Source organism: Rhodospirillum rubrum ATCC 11170, from assembly GCF_000013085.1.
Taxonomy (GTDB): domain Bacteria; phylum Pseudomonadota; class Alphaproteobacteria; order Rhodospirillales; family Rhodospirillaceae; genus Rhodospirillum; species Rhodospirillum rubrum.
The window spans coordinates 3,443,933-3,462,580 of sequence record NC_007643.1 but is presented as its reverse complement, the minus strand read 5'-3'; the positions used below and the strand labels follow the sequence as shown (position 1 = coordinate 3,462,580).

At 64.3% G+C, this 18,648-nt stretch carries 14 protein-coding genes; 10 read left to right on the top strand and 4 right to left on the bottom strand.

What is annotated here, in order from left to right; all coding sequences use genetic code 11:
• Positions 1–16: 16 nt before the first annotated feature.
• Positions 17–340: a rubredoxin gene (locus RRU_RS15515; protein ID WP_011390753.1), complete on the bottom strand. Its 324-nt coding sequence runs from the start codon at positions 338–340 to the stop codon at positions 17–19.
• A gap of 296 nt (positions 341–636) precedes the next feature.
• On the opposite strand from RRU_RS15515, the gene RRU_RS15510 reads away from it, so the two are divergent.
• The gene (locus RRU_RS15510; protein WP_011390752.1) at positions 637–1,872 is read left to right on the top strand and encodes a PLP-dependent aminotransferase family protein; all 1,236 of its coding nucleotides are present in this window, start codon (positions 637–639) and stop codon (positions 1,870–1,872) included.
• A gap of 66 nt (positions 1,873–1,938) precedes the next feature.
• On the opposite strand, the gene RRU_RS15505 is transcribed toward RRU_RS15510, so the two are convergent.
• Complete coding sequence (locus RRU_RS15505) at positions 1,939–2,589, bottom strand: GntR family transcriptional regulator (RefSeq protein WP_011390751.1); 651 nt, start codon at positions 2,587–2,589, stop codon at positions 1,939–1,941.
• 134 nt (positions 2,590–2,723) lie between these two features.
• Positions 2,724–3,329, bottom strand: coding sequence for a bifunctional nicotinamidase/pyrazinamidase (gene pncA / locus RRU_RS15500; RefSeq protein ID WP_011390750.1), 606 nt, complete (start codon positions 3,327–3,329; stop codon positions 2,724–2,726).
• 777 nt (positions 3,330–4,106) lie between these two features.
• Between pncA and RRU_RS15495 the strand changes: the two genes are divergently transcribed.
• The 9 genes from RRU_RS15495 (at position 4,107) to RRU_RS15455 (ending at position 17,185) form a co-directional block, all read left to right on the top strand.
• On the top strand, positions 4,107–5,918 hold the full coding sequence (locus tag RRU_RS15495; protein WP_011390749.1) for a carbon starvation CstA family protein: 1,812 nt from the start codon (positions 4,107–4,109) through the stop codon (positions 5,916–5,918).
• A 111-nt stretch (positions 5,919–6,029) separates the two neighbouring features.
• Positions 6,030–8,288 carry a formate C-acetyltransferase gene (pflB, locus tag RRU_RS15490; RefSeq protein WP_011390748.1) on the top strand — a complete coding sequence of 753 codons (2,259 nt, stop codon included), beginning with the start codon at positions 6,030–6,032 and terminating at the stop codon, positions 8,286–8,288.
• 97 nt (positions 8,289–8,385) lie between these two features.
• A complete protein-coding gene (pflA, locus tag RRU_RS15485; RefSeq protein ID WP_011390747.1) occupies positions 8,386–9,183 on the top strand; it encodes a pyruvate formate-lyase-activating protein in 798 nt (265 codons plus the stop codon).
• A 46-nt stretch (positions 9,184–9,229) separates the two neighbouring features.
• Entirely contained in the window at positions 9,230–10,447 is a 1,218-nt protein-coding gene (locus RRU_RS15480; protein ID WP_011390746.1) for an acetate/propionate family kinase, read from the top strand.
• Positions 10,448–10,637: 190 nt separating this feature from the next.
• A complete protein-coding gene (gene pta, locus RRU_RS15475) occupies positions 10,638–12,749 on the top strand; it encodes a phosphate acetyltransferase (protein ID WP_011390745.1) in 2,112 nt (703 codons plus the stop codon).
• 76 nt (positions 12,750–12,825) lie between these two features.
• Positions 12,826–13,899, top strand: coding sequence for a cobalt-precorrin-5B (C(1))-methyltransferase (locus RRU_RS15470; protein WP_011390744.1), 1,074 nt, complete (start codon positions 12,826–12,828; stop codon positions 13,897–13,899).
• A gap of 126 nt (positions 13,900–14,025) precedes the next feature.
• Positions 14,026–14,439, top strand: a complete 414-nt coding sequence (locus tag RRU_RS15465) for a hypothetical protein (protein WP_011390743.1) — start codon at positions 14,026–14,028, stop codon at positions 14,437–14,439.
• Positions 14,436–15,743 (top strand): KGGVGR-motif variant AAA ATPase, encoded by a 1,308-nt coding sequence (locus RRU_RS15460; protein WP_011390742.1) that lies wholly within the window; start codon positions 14,436–14,438, stop codon positions 15,741–15,743. Before RRU_RS15465 ends, RRU_RS15460 begins: the two co-directional genes overlap by 4 nt.
• The gene (locus RRU_RS15455) at positions 15,740–17,185 is read left to right on the top strand and encodes a hypothetical protein (protein ID WP_011390741.1); all 1,446 of its coding nucleotides are present in this window, start codon (positions 15,740–15,742) and stop codon (positions 17,183–17,185) included. Before RRU_RS15460 ends, RRU_RS15455 begins: the two co-directional genes overlap by 4 nt.
• Before the next feature lie 15 nt (positions 17,186–17,200).
• On the opposite strand, the gene RRU_RS15450 is transcribed toward RRU_RS15455, so the two are convergent.
• A complete protein-coding gene (locus RRU_RS15450) occupies positions 17,201–18,427 on the bottom strand; it encodes a bifunctional cobalt-precorrin-7 (C(5))-methyltransferase/cobalt-precorrin-6B (C(15))-methyltransferase (protein ID WP_011390740.1) in 1,227 nt (408 codons plus the stop codon).
• Between the last annotated feature and the right edge of the window lie 221 nt (positions 18,428–18,648).

Here is an 18,648-nt window from a genome sequence, read left to right as displayed (position 1 = left end):
TCGCGTCGGGGCGCGCCTAACGCTTGCTGGGGCGGAAGAAGCTTTTGGGCGATCCGCAATTGGGGCAAAGCCACCCCGCGGGCAGGTCTTCGAAGGCCAGACCGGGGGGCAGGGGGTGATGGGGATCGGCCAGATTGACCGGGTCGCCCAGGGCCGGATCATAGATGTAAGGGTCGCAATCGGCGTTGGTGCAGACCCATTTCCCCGGCGACGGCGGTGCGGCGCGGGCGGTTCCGATCGCCGGAGCGATCAGCCCGCCCAATCCCAGCCCCCCCAATCCGAGGACGCGCGCGAGATGCAAGATCCGTCGACGGGTGAGAGGGACGCTTGGGCCGGTCATGGGAACGATCTCCTGAAGGGGGTGGGGGCCGTATCGGCTCGATCGGTTGCTTGGCAAGAATATGAGGCATGCGTGCCAAAGCGAGGATGACAGTGTCGTGACGGTCGCCTTACGGGTAAGATCCTGTCGCCGCCGGGGTCATATGAGGCGTCCTAGGGCACTATTCGAATTGACGGCGGTTTGACGCTGGGACACCTTTCTAAAGAGCGTGCGCCGAGCCCCGGCATCGGTACGCCCCGGTTTTCTGAAGGCGGGCCCATCCTTGTGGCCGCCTGTTTGTGGAGGGTTATAAGGTGATGGACTGGAAGGGCGCCTACGCCCACCGGGCGGGGGCGATGCGGGCCTCGGAGATCCGCGAGCTTCTGAAGCTTCTTGATCAGCCGGATGTCTTGTCCTTTGCCGGCGGTATTCCCGATCCGACGCTGTTTCCCACCGAGGCGGCGCGCGAGGCCTATGGCGCGGTGCTTGGCGAACCCGGCGTCGGCCCGCTGTCCCTGCAATATTCGATCAGCGAGGGCTATGTGCCCCTGCGTCGCTGGATCGTCGCCCATATGGCCAGCCGTGGCGTGGTCTGCGACGAGGAGAACATCGTCATCACCTCGGGGTCGCAGCAGGGGCTTGATTATCTTGGCAAGCTGCTGATTTCACCCGGCGATAGCGCCTATGTCACCCGCCCGACCTATCTGGGGGCGCTTCAGGCCTTCAACCCCTATGAACCGCGCTATGCCGATCTGGCCTTTGGCGAGGGCGCTCCGACGCCCGCCCAATGCCGCGAGGCGGCGCTGGCGGCCGGCGGTCGTCCGGCCTTGGCCTATGTGGTTCCCGATTTCGCCAATCCGACCGGGGAAACGCTGAGCCGCGAGGATCGCCTGCGCCTGCTTGAGCATGTCAGCGCCCTGGGGGTGCCGTTGGTCGAGGACGCCGCCTATGCCGCGTTGCGCTATGCCGGGGCCGATATCGCCTCGTGTCTGGCCCTTGATATCGCCCGCGTCGGCGATATCGACCACAGCCGGGTGATTTATTGCGGCTCGTTCTCCAAGACCATCGCCCCGGGCCTGCGCGTGGGCTGGATCTGCGCGGCCCGCGATCTGGTGCAAAAGGTGGTGCTGACCAAGCAGGCCGCCGATTTGCACAGCGCCACGATCAATCAGATGGTCATGCATCGGCTGGCCGAGGCGATCTATGACGAGCAGGTCAAAAAAATCATTGGCGTCTATGCCGCCCGCCGCGACGCCCTGCTTGCCGCCCTGGCCAAATTCATGCCCGAAGGCGTGAGTTGGACGGCGCCCGAAGGCGGGATGTTCGTTTGGGTGACCCTGCCGGCGAATATCGATGGCGCCGAGTTGTTGGCGGAGTCGCTGCGCGACGAGCGGGTGGCCTTCGTTCCCGGCGGCGCCTTTTTCTTCGATGGCAGCGGCGCCAATACCTTGCGCCTGAACTTCTCGCTGCCCTCGGAAGCCGTCATCAACGAGGGCATCGCCCGTCTGGCCCGGCTGATCGCCCGCAAGAACAACCAGTTCCGCGCCGCCTGACGGGCGCCCATCCGCCGCGCCCCCCTCCGTGTCGCCCTCTGATCGCGAGCGCGACGACGATTTGCCTTAGGCGCGGCGGATGGTGCGATAGGCGAAATCCGTCAGATAGTCGTTGAGCGCCAGCGAGGCCTGGGCGGCGGCCTCGGCCTCGCCCAGGCAGATGTGCTCAAGGACGGCGCAATGCAGGCGGGCGGCCTTGGCCAGTTCGCCCTGTTGGTCGCCGACATTGGCGAACCAGAAGCGCCGGGACAGGCCCTGCAGCGGCGCCATCGCCAGCAGCAGATAGTCGTTGCGCGCCGCCATGACGATGGCCTCGTTGATCCGCCGCAGCAGATCGCCATAGGTCACCAGATCATTGCCGCCGATCACCTTGTCCATCTCGCCGGCCAGTCGGCCCATATCGGCCTTTTGCAGGGCATCGGCGCGCTGGGCGGCAAGGCGCACGGCCAGTTCCTCGACCCCGCGACGGACCTCGAGGATCTTCAGTTGGACCTCGACGAAGATATGGGGAATGAAGGCGCCGCGCCGGGGATGGATCTCGACCATGCGCTCCCAGGCTAGGCGCTGAAGCGCCTCGCGGATCGGCGTGCGACCAAAGCCGGTAAGCTCCATCAGGGTCGATTCGGAAACCATGGTGCCGGGTTTCAACTCCTGAAAAGCGATCATCCGTTCAAGCTGGTCATAGGCCTGATCGGTCTTATAGGTCACACCCGACACCCGTCCGGTCCTTCAAAATACTGGAAATAATGGGGATTTCGTGAGCCGTGCAGCCTTTGCCCCGGCTTTTGGCCAGCATAGCGGCGCCGGCGGGGGGTGGCAAGGCGCGCCGGGGCGCCCGACCGAGGCGGCGATCAGGGGCTGGTGACGATCTTCACCCCGGCCGCCGCCATCTTCGCCCGGGCAAGGTCCAGCGATCCGTCAAGATCGATGGCCCGGCAGCCGTCTTCGACCAGACAGACCTCGAAGCCCAGGGCGCGGGCGTCCAGGGCGCTGTAACAGACGCAGAAGTCCGTCGCCAATCCGGCCAGGAAGATCCGCTCGATGCCGCGTTCGCGCAACAGCCCGGCCAGACCGGTGCTGGTGCGCTTGTCGTTTTCCTGGAAGGCCGAATAGCTGTCGGTGTCGCGGTTGGTGCCCTTGCGCACGATAACATGGGCCGGGCCGAGATCCAGGCCGTCGACAAAGGCCGCGCCCCGGGTTCCGGCCACGCAATGGGGCGGCCACAAGACCTGGGGGCCGTAGTCCATGGTCACGGACTCGAAGGCGGCCTTGCCGGGATGGGCGGTGACAAACGAGCGGTGATCGGCCGGGTGCCAATCCTGGCTGAGGATCACCGTGCCGAACATCGGCGCCAGCCGGTTGGCCACCGCCACCACCCGATCGCCTTCGGGAACGGCCAGGGCACCACCGGGACAGAAGTCGTTCTGGATATCGATCAGCACCAGGGCGTCGGTCATGGCGGTCCTTTCAGGAACAAGCGGGGCCGGGACGGCGGAGCGGGCCCCACAGTTTAATCGGTCAGCGGGGCAGCGTCACCCGCGAGGCGGGTCGTCGTCCGCCCGCCGGAAGTCGGACATGGCGAATCAAACAAAGGTCCTTTGCGTTTGTCGCCGGAATAGCTGGGTTTGGTCGTTTTCTTCAGAAATCGGCAAAAACGGCTAATAAAACTACGGGTATTAGGTATCAGAGACACCCTTTAGGACGAATAGTGCGCGTTCAAAGAGTGTTTTCAGGCAAGTAACCTCATCCGTTGGTATTATTCTTCCGTTGAGTTAAACCGGCTTTTCAGATAGCAAATATATCAGTTGTATGTGATCGCTTGCGAAGCGGGCCGGTAAAAAAAGGCCCACGGAACGCGCTCCGGCGGACGCGGTCACCCTTACGGGCCCCCGGGCCCCTCACGTCCGTTCGCCGATGCGCCGGGCTGGCCCTAGGCCGCCCTTTCGATCCGGCCGGAACGGTTCCGTTGATCGGTGATGCCCATGACGCACGCCCCCCTCCCCATGGTTCCTCCAAGCGTCCCGGCTGTTCGCCGTGGGAGCGCCCAAGCCATGGCCGGGGGTGAGTCGCCTTGTTTTTCATGTGGTCTTGATCGCAAGGGCATCGCGGTTTCGCCGCTCGCCCGCCCTCTGGCACCGCTCGCCGCGCTATGGCGCCGCTCACCTGGAAGCCTCTCCCGCCGCGTGGCGGGAAGAGTAGCGTCCCTCTCGTAATTTCTCACGGAGAGAGACGCCATGGACAACGCCCTAACGTTCGTGATCTCGACACTGTGTATCCTCGCGCTTTGTTACCGCTTCTATGGCGTGTTCTTTGTGCGGAAGGTACTGCGTGCCGATGATTCAGTCGTAACCCCCTCGCATACGTTCGAGGACGGCAAGAATTACGTACCCACGAAAAAGTGGGTCAACGCCGGTCAGCATTTCGCCGCCATCGCCGCCGCCGGTCCGCTGGTCGGTCCGGTTCTGGCCGCCCAGTTCGGCTACCTTCCCGGTTTCCTGTGGTTGCTCGTCGGCTGCGTCGTCGGCGGCGCCGTTCACGACACGGTCGTGCTCTTCGCCTCGATGAAGCACAACGGCAAGTCGCTCTCCAATGTCGCCAAGGCCGAATTGGGCCCGGTGGCGGGGTGGTGCACCGGTCTGGCGATGCTGTTCATCATCACCATCACCATGGCCGGCCTGTCGATGGTGGTCGTTCACGCGCTGGAACGGAACCCCTGGGGAACCTTCGCCGTGTTCATGACCATTCCCATCGCCATCGCCGTGGGTCTGTACGAACGCTTCACCGGCAACCACAAGGGCGCCACCTGGGTTGGCATCATCGCCATCATGGTCGCGGTTCTGGCCGGTCCCTATATCCAGGGCACGCTGCTTGGCGATTGGCTGACGCTGCGCGTCGACTCCGTCGCCCTCGCCCTGCCGATCTACGCCTTCTTCGCCAGCGCCCTGCCGGTGTGGCTGCTGCTGACGCCGCGCGGCTATCTGTCGAGCTTCATGAAGATCGGCGTCTTCGGCGCCCTGGTCGTCGGCGTCGTCATCATCAACCCGACCATCCAGTTCCCCGCCCTGACCGATTTCATCCACGGCGGTGGTCCGGTCCTGGCCGGCCCGGTGTGGCCCTTCATCTCGATCACCATCGCCTGCGGCGCCATCTCGGGGTTCCACGCCTTCATCGGCTCGGGCACCACGCCCAAGCTGGTCGATAAGTGGAGCGACATCCGCCCCGTCGCCTTTGGCGCCATGCTCGCCGAATGCATGGTCGCCGTGCTGGCCCTGGTCGCCGCCACCGCCCTGCACCCCGCCGATTACTTCGCCATCAACGCCAGCCCCGCCGCCTTCGCCAGCCTGGGCATGGAGGTCGTCGACCTGCCGCACCTCAGCCAGGAGATCGGCATGGATCTGGCCGGCCGCACCGGCGGCGCCGTCACCCTGGCCGTCGGCATGACCTTCATCTTCACCAAGCTGCCCTGGTTCGCCACGCTGTCGTCCTACTTCTTCCAGTTCGTCATCATGTTCGAGGCGGTGTTCATCCTGACCGCCGTCGACTCGGGTACCCGGGTCGCCCGCTACCTGATCCAGGACCTGGGTGGCGATCTTTACGCCCCGCTCAAGCGCCTGGACTGGATCCCCGGTTCGATCGGCGCCAGCGTCGCCGCCTGCGCGCTGTGGGGCTACCTGCTGACCTCGGGCGATATCAACTCGGTCTGGGCGCTGTTTGGAGTGTCGAACCAGCTGATGGCCTCGATCGGCCTGATCATCGGCGCCACGATCATCCTGCGGGTCGCCGCCAAGCGCATCTACATGCTGACCTGCCTGATCCCGCTGGCCTACCTGTTCGTCACGGTGAATTACGCCGGCTACTGGATGATCGCCAACGTTTATCTGAACACCCAGGCCCGCGGCTACAACCCGATCAACGCCGGCATCTCGGCCATCATGATGGTGCTCGGCCTGATCATCCTGATCACCGCTTTTGGCAAATGGAAAACGATGCTCGCCCTGCCCAAGAGCCTGCGCTCGGGTGAGGTGCCGGCCCCGTCGCTGCCCTGACGCCCCGCGCGCTCCCACACCTTGTGACAAAGGCGCCGCCGCCGGTGGCGCCTTCCCCGACCAGGAACCGCTTTCCCCCGATTTTCGGTTATCCGCTCATAGGAGCTTCTGATGAGTATCGTGCAAAAGGACATTCCCGCCACCAACCCCTGGAAAGGCTTTACCGAGGGCCCGTGGCAGACCGGCATCGATGTCCGTGATTTCATCCAGAAAAACGTGACCCCCTATCAGGGTGACGGCGCCTTCCTGGCCGGGCCGACCGACCGAACCCGCCTGTTGTGGGAAAAACTGTCCGCGCTGTTGCTCAAGGAGCGCGAGAAGGGGGTGCTTGACGTTTCGGCCGACCGCGCCTCGTCGATCACCGCCCATGACGCCGGCTATATCGACCGCGACGCCGAGATCATCGTCGGCCTGCAGACCGACGCCCCGCTCAAGCGCGCCATCATGCCCAACGGCGGCCTGCGCATGGTTCAAAGCGGCCTGGAGGCCTATGGCTTCGCCAGCGATCCCACCGTCAACGAGGTGTGGACCAAATACCGCAAAAGCCACAACCAGGGCATCTTCGACGTTTACAGCCCCGATGTTCTGGCCGCCCGCAAATCGGGCGTGATCACCGGCCTGCCCGACGCCTATGGCCGGGGCCGCATCATCGGCGACTATCGCCGCGTCGCCCTCTATGGCGTCGATTTCCTGCGCGACCAGAAGCAAATGGAATTCCACGAGCTTGATGACGCGGTGTTCAGCGAGGACGTCATCCGCCTGCGCGAGGAACTGTCCGAGCAGTGGCGGGCGCTCGATGAGCTCAAGCAGATGGCGGCCAAATACGGCCATGGCATCGGTCGCCCAGCGGCCAATGCCCGCGAAGCCATCCAGTGGACCTATTTCGCCTATCTGGCGGCGGTCAAGGAGCAGAACGGCGCGGCGATGTCGCTGGGCCGGGTGTCGAGCTTCCTTGATATCTACATCCAGCGCGATATCGAAGCCGGCCTTCTCAGCGAAGACGGCGCCCAGGAGATGATCGACGATCTAGTGATCAAGCTGCGCATCGTCCGCTTCCTGCGCACCCCGGACTACGATCAGCTGTTCTCGGGCGATCCGACCTGGGTCACCGAATGCGTCGGCGGCATGGCCGAGGATGGCCGTACCCTGGTCACCCGCAACAGCTTCCGCTTCCTCAATACCCTTTACAACCTGGGTCCGGCCCCCGAGCCCAATCTGACCGTGCTGTGGAGCACGGCCCTGCCGCAGAGCTTCAAGACCTTCTGCGCCAAGGTTTCGGCCGATACCAGCGCCATTCAATACGAGAATGACGACCTGATGCGCCGGCGCTGGGGCGATGATTACGGCATCGCCTGCTGCGTGTCGGCCATGCGCATCGGCAAGCAGATGCAGTTCTTCGGCGCCCGCGCCAATCTGGCCAAGGCCCTGCTCTACGCCATCAACGGCGGCGTCGATGAAAAATCCGGTCAGGTGGTGGCCAAGGGCTTCGCGCCGATCACCGCCGATGTCCTCGACTATGACGAGGTGATGGCCAAGCTCGACAAGACCATGGACTGGCTGGCCCAGACCTATGTCAAGGCGCTCAACACCATCCACTACATGCACGACAAATACGCCTATGAGCGGATCGAGATGGCGCTGCATGACCGCGACATCCTGCGCACCATGGCCTGCGGCATCGCCGGGCTGTCGGTGGCGGCCGATTCGCTTTCGGCCATCAAGTTCGCCAAGGTCCATGTCGTGCGCGACGACAAGGGGCTGGCCGTCGATTACACGATCGAGGGCGACTATCCCGCCTATGGCAACAACGACGACCGCGCCGATTCCATCGCCGTCTGGCTGACCGAAACCTTCATGGAAAAGGTCCGCGCCCAGCCGCGCTTCTACCGCGACGCGATGCCGACCCAATCGGTTCTGACCATCACCTCGAACGTGGTTTACGGCAAGAAGACCGGCAACACCCCCGACGGCCGCCGCGCCGGCGAGCCCTTCGCGCCGGGTGCCAACCCGATGAACGGCCGCGATGTCAAAGGCTTCGTCGCCTCGGGCGCCTCGGTCGCCAAGCTGCCCTATGCCGCCGCCCTCGATGGCATCAGCTGGACCGCGTCGGCCACCCCGGATTCGCTCGGACGCACCGACGAGGAGCGGGCGGTCAATCTGTCGAATTGCCTGGACGCCTTCGCCACCGCCGGCGGCTTCCACGTCAACGTCAACGTCTTCAACCGCGACACCTTGCTCCACGCCATGGACCACCCGGAGCTTTACCCGCAGTTGACCATCCGCGTGTCGGGCTACGCCGTGAATTTCGTCAAGCTGACCCGTGAACAGCAGCTCGACGTTATCGGCCGCACCTTCCACCAGACCATGTGATCCATCCCCTTTCCCGGGCCGCCGGTCGGCCCGGGATTTCGAACGGTGCGACGGGCCGGCAAGCCTCCCCGGTCCGTCGCAGGAAGAGGACAAACCGATGTTCGACCTCCCAGCGCCCCTCCCCCAAGTCCCCGCCGAAGCCGATCTGGTGTCTCCCCCCCTCCAGACACGCGGGTTCCTCCATTCGGTGGAGACGGGGGCGGCCGTGGACGGCCCGGGCATGCGGTTTGTCTTCTTCCTGTCCGGCTGTCAGTTCCGCTGCGCCTATTGCCACAACCCCGATACCTGGAAGCTTCATAACGGCCGTGCCCTGGATCTCGACGAGGCCATGGCCGAGGTTTCCCCCTATGCCGGTTTCCTGCGCATCGCCGGCGGCGTCACCGTTTCGGGCGGCGAGCCGCTGATGCAGGCCGATTTCACCGGGGCGCTGCTCGCCCGGCTCAAGGACCAGTTGGGCTTGCACACCGCGCTCGACACCCAGGGCTTTCTGCACGCCGGGGTGAGCGACCGCTGGTTTGACCCGGTCGATCTGGTGCTGCTCGACATCAAGCATTCCGATCCCGAAGCCTATCACCGCCTGACCGGTCAGGCCCTGGCTCCGACGCTGGCTTTCGCCCACCGTCTGGTCGATTTGGGCAAGCCGATGTGGATCCGCTATGTGCTGGTCCCCGGGCTGACCGACGGCGCCGACGATATCGATCGTCTGGCCGATTTCCTGGCTTGCCTTGGTCCGGCCGTTCAGCGGGTCGAGGTCTTGCCGTTTCATCAGATGGGCGCGGCCAAATGGGCGCGCCTGGGGCTGACCTACAGCCTCGCCCAAACCCCCACGCCAACCGCCCCCCAGGTCGACGCCGCCCGCGCCCGCTTCGCCGAGCGCGGCTTGAAGGTGTTTTGAAACACCCACCGCGGTCCGTGCCGCTAGCCCCTTTGGGACCACCGACATGATCCATGAGAACTCTCTGATCCTTGTGCTCAACTCCGGCAGTTCATCGCTGAAGTTCGCCCTTTTCGCCGCCGACGCCCGCGAGCCGTTGTGTTCGGGTCTGGCCGAATGCCTGGGCCGCGCCGATGCCCGCCTGACCGTCAAGCGCGACGGCACCAAGGCGGTGACGCCGATGGAAGGCGGCGGCCACGACGTCGCCCTCGGCGCCATCCTCGATATCCTGGCCTCGGCCGATCTGTTGGCGCCGATCCGCGCCGTCGGTCACCGGGTGACCCATGGCGGCGAGCGCTTCCGCGCCTCGGCCCTGATCACCGACGCCGCCCTGGCCGATATCGAAGCCTGCAGCGCGCTCGCCCCCTTGCATAATCCGCCCAATCTGTTGGGCATCCGCATGGCCCGGGCCCGCATGCCCGATGTGCCCCATGTCGCCGTCTTCGATACCTCGTTCCACCAGACCATGCCGCGCGCCGCCTTCATGTACGCCCTGCCGCTGCGCTTCTATGCGAAGTTCGGCGTGCGCCGTTACGGCTTCCACGGCACCAGCCACCGCTTCGTCGCCGCCCAGGCGGTGACGCTGCTCGGCCTTGATCCCGAGGATCACGGTCTGGTCATCGCGCATCTCGGCAATGGCTCCTCGGCCACCGCCGTGCTCGATGGCCGCAGCGTCGACACCACCATGGGCATGACGCCGCTTGAAGGCCTAGTGATGGGCACGCGGTCGGGCGATGTCGATGCCGGGGCGCTCAGCCATATCGCCCGCCAGACCGGTTGGAGCCGCGAAGAGCTTGATGCGGTTCTGAACAAGGAAAGCGGCCTGCTGGGTCTGTCGGGTCTGTCCAACGATTGCCGCACCCTGGAAGCCGCCGCCGAGGACGGCAACGACGGCGCCCGTCTCGCCCTTGATGTGTTCGTGCACCGGCTGGCCCGCCATATCGGCGGTCTGGCGATGGCCCTGCCGCGTCTTGACGCCGTGGTCTTTACCGGGGGCATCGGCGAAAACTCGTCGCGGCTGCGCGCCGCCACCCTCGAGCGCCTGAAGCCGCTCGGCCTGACCCTGGACGCCGCGGCCAACGAGCGCTGCGTGCGCGGCGTCTCGGGCCGCATCAGCCAGGGGCTTTTTCCCGCCGCCGCGGTCATTCCGACCGACGAGGAATGGATGATCGCCCAGGACACCCTGGATCTGACCTCCGACGAGTCCTTGTCCTGCGTCGCCTAAAGCAAATCCCGAGCGATCTGAACCAGATCGCGACGACGATTTGCTTGACTATCAGCCTGTTAGAGCGGTGCGCCGGGACTTTAGGTGTTACATATGCCGCTCTAACAACTGATTAGTACTTTTTCTGGTCGTTCACTAACCATACCCCCGGCCGTAAAGCCCTGCTTTCGGCCGGGACAGGGGGACCCTGATGCCCGCACGCATGTTCTTTCTCGCCCCGATGGCCCAGGATGTCGGACTGACCTCGGTGGCCCTTGGTCTGGCCCGCGCCCTTCAGCGCGACGGCATCAAGGTTGGCTTCGCCAAGCCGATCGGCCATGCCGAGGCCGATGGCGAGCCCGGCGATCCGTCGAGCCATTTCGCCCGCAGCCTGTGCCTGCTGGAGGCCCCGGAATCGATCGCCTTCGCCCGCGCCGAGGATCAGGTGCGCCGGGGCGATCTGGCCGCCCTGATGGAAGAGGTGGTCACCCTGGTCGACGGCCTGCGCGCCAGCCATGATGCGGTGATCATCGAAGGGCTGATCCCAGGGGCCGATACCCAGGTGGCCGGGCGGTTGAACGCCGAGATGGCGCGGGCTTTGGGGGCCGATCTGATCCCCGTGCTGTCGGGGGCGGGTCGCGATGGCGCCGATCTGGCCGAGGCCATCGCCCTGGCGCGCCGCCAGTATGATGGCGCCCAGAACGCGGCCTTCGCCGGGGTGCTGATCAACAAGGTCTCGCCCTCCCATGGCGCCGAGCTGCGCGGCGATCTGGAGCGGGCGGTGGGCGAACGCCTGCCCATTCTCGCCACCATTCCCTTTGAAACCCGCCTGCAGTCGCCGCGTCTGGCCGATGTGGTGCGCGGCCTGGGCCTGACCGTCGAGCACGAGGGCGCGCTTGCTCAAACCCGGGTGCGCGAGATCGTCATCGCCGCGCGCTCGGTGGAAAACATCATCGAACGCCTGCGGCCGGGCGCCCTGGTCGTCACCCCGGTCGACCGCATCGATATCGTGCTGGCCGCCACCCTGGCCAGCCTGCGCGGCGTGCCGCTGGCTGGCGTGTTGCTAACCTGTGGCGGATCCCTGCCCGATACCGTGGCCTCGCTGGTGCTTTCCGCCCGGCCCGAGGGGCTGCCGATCCTGTCGACCCCGGCCGACACCTATGCCACCGCCAGCCGGCTGTCGCGCTTGAGCGGCCATGTCGGCGCCGATGATCACGCGCAGATGGAAGAGGTGATCGACTTCATCGCCGAGCAGATCGCCACCGCGCCGTTGCGCCGGCGCATCGGCGAGCCGGGCGAGGTGCGGATGTCGCCGCCGGCCTTCCGCAACCGCTTGATCCAAAGCGCCCGGCGGGCGGCCAAGCGCATCGTTTTGCCCGAGGGCGACGAGCCGCGCACCCTGCAGGCGGCCATCGCCTGCCACGCCAAGGGCATCGCCCGCTGCGTGCTGCTCGGCCATCCCGCCCAGGTCCGTCAGGTCGCGAGCGCCCAGGGGCTGGAGATCCCCGCCGATCTGGAAATCCTCGATCCCGAGCTGGTGCGCGGGCGCTATGTCGAGGCTTTGGTCGAGATGCGCCGGGCCAAGGGATTGACCGCCCTTCAGGCCGCCGCCCAGCTTGAGGACACGGTCGTGCTGGGCACGGTGATGCTGGCCTTGGGCGAGGTCGACGGTCTGGTCTCGGGCGCCGTTCACACCACCGCCAGCACGGTGCGGCCGGCCCTGCAGCTGATCAAGACGGCGCCGGGCGCCAGCATCGTTTCAAGCGTGTTCTTCATGCTGATGCCCGATCAGGTGCTGGTCTATGGCGATTGCGCGATCAATCCCAATCCGACGGCCGAGCAACTGGCCGATATCGCCATCCAATCGGCCGATAGCGCCCTGGCCTTTGGCATCGAGCCGAGGGTGGCGATGATTTCCTATTCCACCGGCAGTTCGGGGGTGGGCGACGACGTGGAGAAGGTCCGCGCCGCCACCGCCCTGGCCAAGCTCAAGCGCCCCGACTTGATGATCGACGGGCCGATGCAATACGACGCCGCCAGCGTGGAAAGCGTCGGCCGCCAGAAGGCCCCCGACAGCCCGGTCGCCGGTCGGGCCAATGTCTTCGTCTTCCCCGACCTCAACACCGGCAACACCACCTATAAGGCGGTGCAGCGCTCGGCCAATGTGGTCAGCGTCGGCCCGATGCTTCAGGGCCTGCGCAAGCCGGTCAATGATCTGTCGCGCGGCGCCCTGGTCGACGACATCGTCTATACCATCGCCCTGACCGCCATCCAGGCCGACCAGGGGGCCGATCCGATGGCCGAAAAAGTCGCCGCCGAGTAAGCCAAAACCCGCGCCTTCGCGTCGCCGCATCGGCTAAAGTCCCTCCCCCAAGGACCAAACGTGGGGAGGGGCGGCGGTGGATGAGGCGGACGAGGGGCGGAGCCTGCGCAGGGGCTGGACGACGGGGGCCTGCGCCACGGCGGCGCTGAAGGCCGCCCTGGAAGCCCTGGTCGACCGGCCGTTTCCCGATCCGGTGGCCCTGACCCTGCCGCGCGGCGAACGCCCGGCCTTTGCCCTGGCGACGCGGGAAACCGGCCCCGGCTGGGCCCGGGCTGGGGTGATCAAGGACGCTGGCGACGATCCCGACGTGACCCACGGCGCCCTGATCGAAGCCACCGCCCGCCTTTTGCCCAAGGGAAGCGGTTTGATCTTCCGCGCCGGGTCGGGGGTGGGCACGGTGACCAAGCCCGGGCTGCCGCTGGCCGTGGGCGAGCCGGCGATCAACCCGGTGCCGCGCGCCATGATGACCGAGGTGGCCACCGCCGCCGGTCTGGCCGATCTCGAGATTTCCATCGCCGTCGCCCAAGGGGCGTCGATCGCCCTGCGCACCTGGAACCCGCGCTTAGGGATTCTGGGCGGGCTGTCGATCCTTGGCACCACCGGGGTCGTCGTGCCCTATTCGTGCTCGGCCTGGATCCATTCGATCCGCCGGGGCGTCGATGTCGCCCGCGCCACCGGCCGCGCCCATGTGGTCGGCACCACCGGCGCCACCTCGGAACGCGCCGCCCTCGACCATCTCGGACTCGACGCCGAGGCGGTGATCGACATGGGCGATTTCGTCGGCGGCCTGCTCAAATACCTCCGCGACCACCCCATCCCCCACCTTACTATCGCCGGCGGCTTCGCCAAGCTGTCGAAACTGGCCGACGGCGCCCTGGATCTGCATTCCAAACGCGCCCAGGTCGACATCCCCGCCCTGGCCCGCCGGCTGGCCGCCCTGGGGGCGACGCAAGCGGTGGTGTCCGAGGCCGAACGCGCCAATACGGCGCTCGAGGTTCTCACCCTGGCCCAAGCCGCCGGCCTGCCGTTGGCCACAGCGATTGCCTTTGAGGCGGCCACCGTGGCGCGGGCCGTCCTGGGCGAGGCCCCGGTGCGGGTAAGCGTGCTGGTGGTCGATCGCGGCGGACGGGTGGTGGGGGAGGGTGGGTGAGGGGGGCTCACCCGCATTTATCGGTATCGGCAGGCGGTTCTTGGCCCGGCTCCTCGCCGCTCTTGTTAAGATTGTTGAGGGAAATACAGTAGGTTAACCATCAGCCCGTGAGCCGGATTCAAGGTCATGAGAATAGATTTTCACGATGCATGTCTGCGACATTTTGATGATGCGGAACGGTTGTTTGAGGTTCAACGTTGGGCCAACGCTGATCACTTGTTTGGTATTTCGGTGGAATGTGGATTGAAATGTTTGATGGCTGCGTTCGGCATGAAGATGGAGGGAGATCGTCCTGCGGAAAAAGCAGACAGGGTGCATACCAATCGGATCTGGGAGCGCTATGAAGCCTACCGATCTGGTCATGGTCAGGGGGCGCACTATGCTCTTGGAGCCGATGGGAATCCCTTTCAAAACTGGGATATAAACCAGCGGTATGTTCATCAGGGGGAATTCGATCACCCCTATATCGCTCCCCATCGCGCGGCGGCCCAGGAGATTCGCGGACTCCTCAAGCGTGCGGAAAGAGACGGGTTTCTATGATCACTTTTGACGAAATCATTCCGGGTGTGACGGATATTCTAAAGGAATATTCTAAGGAACTCGATCAAATGGCCCCGATTTTGGTCAATAGAGACTTGAACGGTCGGGTGCGCCTTATCATCAAAGATGATATTCGCGGAAACTCTCATGCAGAGGGCGTGCTTGATAAGATTTCAAAGGCGCTGCATCAGCGACTTGGGGCGCATGGTTTTCCGCCAGAGCGGATTGTTCTTTTCGAAACAGACATGCAGACGGTACTCGCCGAGACGCCGTGTTTTCCCCTCGATGGGGTTGAAGGGGTATCGGTTGCCGACCGCCTTGTCACGGAAAGCAACTGGTCCAAGGGCATTGCGCCGACCGAAACCGTACCACGGATCGTATTTTTTTCGATCAAGGGGGGTGTTGGGAGGTCGACCAGTTTAGCCGCCGCCGCCTGGGCGCTTGCCGAGAGTGGAAAGCGTGTCCTTGTGCTTGATATGGATCTGGAATCTCCCGGTCTGTCGTCATCATTGCTGCCCCAAGATCGCCGGCCAAAGTTCGGTATTACGGATTGGCTGGTTGAGGATCTGGTGGATAACGGTGACAGGGTGATAAGCGATATGATCGCCACCAGCCCTTTATCCCGAAATGGGGACATTTATGTGGTTCCGGCGCATGGCGCCGATCCGGGCGAGTACATCGCCAAGCTCGGTCGTGTATGGATGCCTAAGGTTAATGCGGAGGGACGCCGGATACTATGGGTGCAGCGGTTGCAGGGGCTTCTCAACGCCCTTGAGGATCGCTTGAAGCCCGACGTGATCTTACTCGATTCACGCGCGGGAATTGACGAGGTCGCCTCAGCCTGCGTAACCGATCTTGGTGCGTCGAGCGTGCTGCTGTTTGCCCTTGATGGCGATCAAACCTGGTCCGGGTATCGAATCTTGTTTCGGCATTGGCGGCAGTCTGGCGTGGTCAGAGATATTAGAGAACGCCTTCAAGTTGTTGGGGCGATGATTCCAGATGTCGACGCTGCTGGGTACTATGCGGATCTTCTCGAAAGCTCATGGAACGCTTTCTCGGAAGAACTGTATGACGAAATTCCCGCCGGTCTTTCTGCCAACGGAGAAGACTACTGGAACTTTGATCAGGCAGATGAGGCGGCACCCCATTATCCTTGGTCCATTCGGTGGAACCGTGGCTTTTCAGCTATGCGCTCTCTGCACAATCGCTTTGATACGGTCGACGCCGAACAGGTCAACTACGTTTTTGGAGACTTTTTAACGGGGCTCGCGGCTTCGGTGCAAAACGAGGAAGATGAGCGATGACTGATGCCGCCGAGATTCGCCGGGCCATCGTCGACGCCCTGCCGATCACGACATCCAACTATGGGGAATTACCCGATTTAGGCCAAGTCTACGTGCCGCCCTCGCATCTTAGGGCGCTTCGCTTGGACTGCAATCTGGTGATCGGTGCGCGTGGTGTCGGGAAGTCATTTTGGGCCTCTGCCCTCCGCTTAGAAGGCGTGCGCCAACAACTTGGGGAATCGCTTTCCCCTCTTACGAAGACCGATGTGTTCGCGGGTTTTGGAACGCAGCCGGATATCGAGTTCTACCCGGATGGAGACACGTTCTCCGGCATCCTCTCTCAAGAGCGGACGCCCTATGATGTCTGGCGCGCGGTGGTCGCTCGACGGCTTTCTGCCATCATCGGATTAGATATTCCTAAAGGGACTTGGAAAGAGACTGTGGATTGGGTTTCTAAAAACCCGGAACCCTTTGCTCTTCTTCAGCAAAATGCCAATATATTCTTTCGGGACGAAGGAAAGGCTTGTCTTATCGTATTCGATGCACTCGATCGGACAAGTTCCGATTGGCGTACGATGGACAATATTGTCCGAGAATTATTGCGCGTTATTCTTCAGATGAAAGCGCACTCCCTGTTGCATGGTAAGGTGTTTCTTCGGGAGGATCAGTTTCATCGCACCATCACGGACTTCCCGGACGCCTCGAAGCTGCTGACAACCCGTGTCGAGTTGTCATGGGCTCCTCATGATTTACATGGATTGCTATGGCAATTACTTTGTAATGCTTCTGGGAAATCAGGGGAATGCCTTAGAGGCGTCTATAAATCTGTACTGGAAGAAGCCCCAATCGAGCAGGCGGGCGTTTGGCTCCTGCGAGAAGACTCCAAACGCGAAGGAAAAGCTCAAAGAGAGCTTTTTGAAAGGCTTGCGGGGAAATGGATGGGGCGAGACCGTCGACGGGGAATTCCATACACGTGGTCGGTAAGCCATCTGGAAGATGCGCGCCGACATGCGTCACCCCGCTCCTTCATTGCAGCTATCGGGACCGCCGCCGATGTGTCTAACCAGCGGTATCCAGAGCACTCCTACCCTTTGCATTACGAAAGCATCAAGCTCGGCGTTCAGAAGGCTTCTGAAATACGAGTTTCGGAAATGGCCGAAGACTACCAATGGGTTAAAACCCTGATGGAGCCGTTGAGAGGGATCACAGTGCCGTGCGACTTCAGCATGATAGAAGAGTGCTGGAACACCTCCTTTCCTCAAGGCGCAGGTGATATCGGATCAAATCATCTGCCCCCTCAGCGTATCGAGCAGGGGTGGCAAGGAATTCGCGAGGACCTTCAAGGCCTGGGAATCTTTGAAGCGATGAAAGACGGTCGTCTTAATATGCCCGATCTTTACCGAGTCGGATTCGGATTAGGACGACGAGGCGGTGTCAAGCCTATGAGAGCCGGTTCTAGGTAATACCTGTCACCCCCCTCACCCCTGCTTGGGCTTGACCACCTCATAGAGCGTCACCGGCATCGCCGAGCGCCAGCCGTGGAAGCGGCCGACGGGGTCGGCGTGGGCGACCGAGAGGCGGGTCAGCTCGCCGCCTAGCACGCCGTGCCAATGGGCGAGGCGGGCCTCGCTTTCGAGGGTGACGGCGTTGGCGACCAGCCGGCCGCCCGGTTTCAGGGCGATCCAGCAGCGTTCGAACACGCCATTGGCGGTCAGGCCGCCGCCGATGAAGATGGCGTCGGGATCGGGCAGGCCTTCAAGCACCGCCGGGGCGCGGCCTTCCACCAGTTCCAGGCCGGGAACGCCCAGGGCGGCGCGATTATGGGCGATGACATCGGCGCGTTCGGCATCGGCTTCGATGGCGAAGGCCCGGCAGCTGGGCGCGCTGCGCATCCATTCGATGCCGATCGAGCCGCAGCCCGCCCCCACGTCCCACAGCACCTGGCCGGGCAAGGGGGCGAGGTGGGCCAGCGTCACGGCGCGGACGGCGCGTTTGGTCAATTGGCCGTCGTGGCGATAGGCGCTGTCGGGCAGGCCGGCCAGCCGGGGCCAGGACTGGGCGCCCGCCTCGGCCCGGCAGTCGACGGCCACCAGATTGAGATCGGCGCAAGGCGCGGACTCGGCCGCCAGCCAGCCGCGCGCCGTGGCGTGGCGGATGCGCTCAGTCGGGCCGCCCAGGTGTTCGAGCACGATGAACGGGCTCTCGCCAAAGCCGCGTTCCACCAGCAAGGCGGCCAGGGCGGCCGGGGTCTGGCCGTCTTCCGACAAGATCAGCAGCCGGGCCTCGGGATAAAGAGCCACCCTGACGCTCTCGAGCGGGCGGCCATGGACGGTCAGCAGTTGGCAGTCCTGCAGCGGCCAGCACAGACGGGCGGCAGCCAGCGAGAACGACGAGGGCGCGGGCAGCACCCGCATTTCGCCCGGCTCGAGCCTCGCGGCCAGCGAGGCGCCGATGCCGTAATGCATGGGATCGCCGCTAGCCAGCACGCAGACCGGCGTTCCTCGGCGGGCCAGCACCAGATCATAGGCCAGGGAAAACGGGCTGGGCCAAGCTTGGCGCTCCTGCCCTGCGACCACCGGAACCAGATCAAGGTGGCGCTGGCCGCCCAGCAGCAGCGAGGCCTTGGCGATGGCGTCGCGCGCTCCCTCGCCCAGGCCGGCCAAACCGTCCTCGCCGATGCCCACCACCGTCAGCCACGCTGTCATGGTCGCTTCCTTTCCGGGCCAAAATCCCTGCCTTCGGGCGTGATACGCGACGCCGCTCCCCGCCGCAACCCCCGGCGGAACGCGGGCTTTCGCCGCCTGCGGCTTTTCGATCACCGCGCCCTAATCCAGGGACTCCGGATCAAAGCGCCCATGTTAAAGGATTCTCATTTAACGCGGCGTGATCTATAGGGTATCTGTCCGCCGCCGGAGCGCCGAACGGC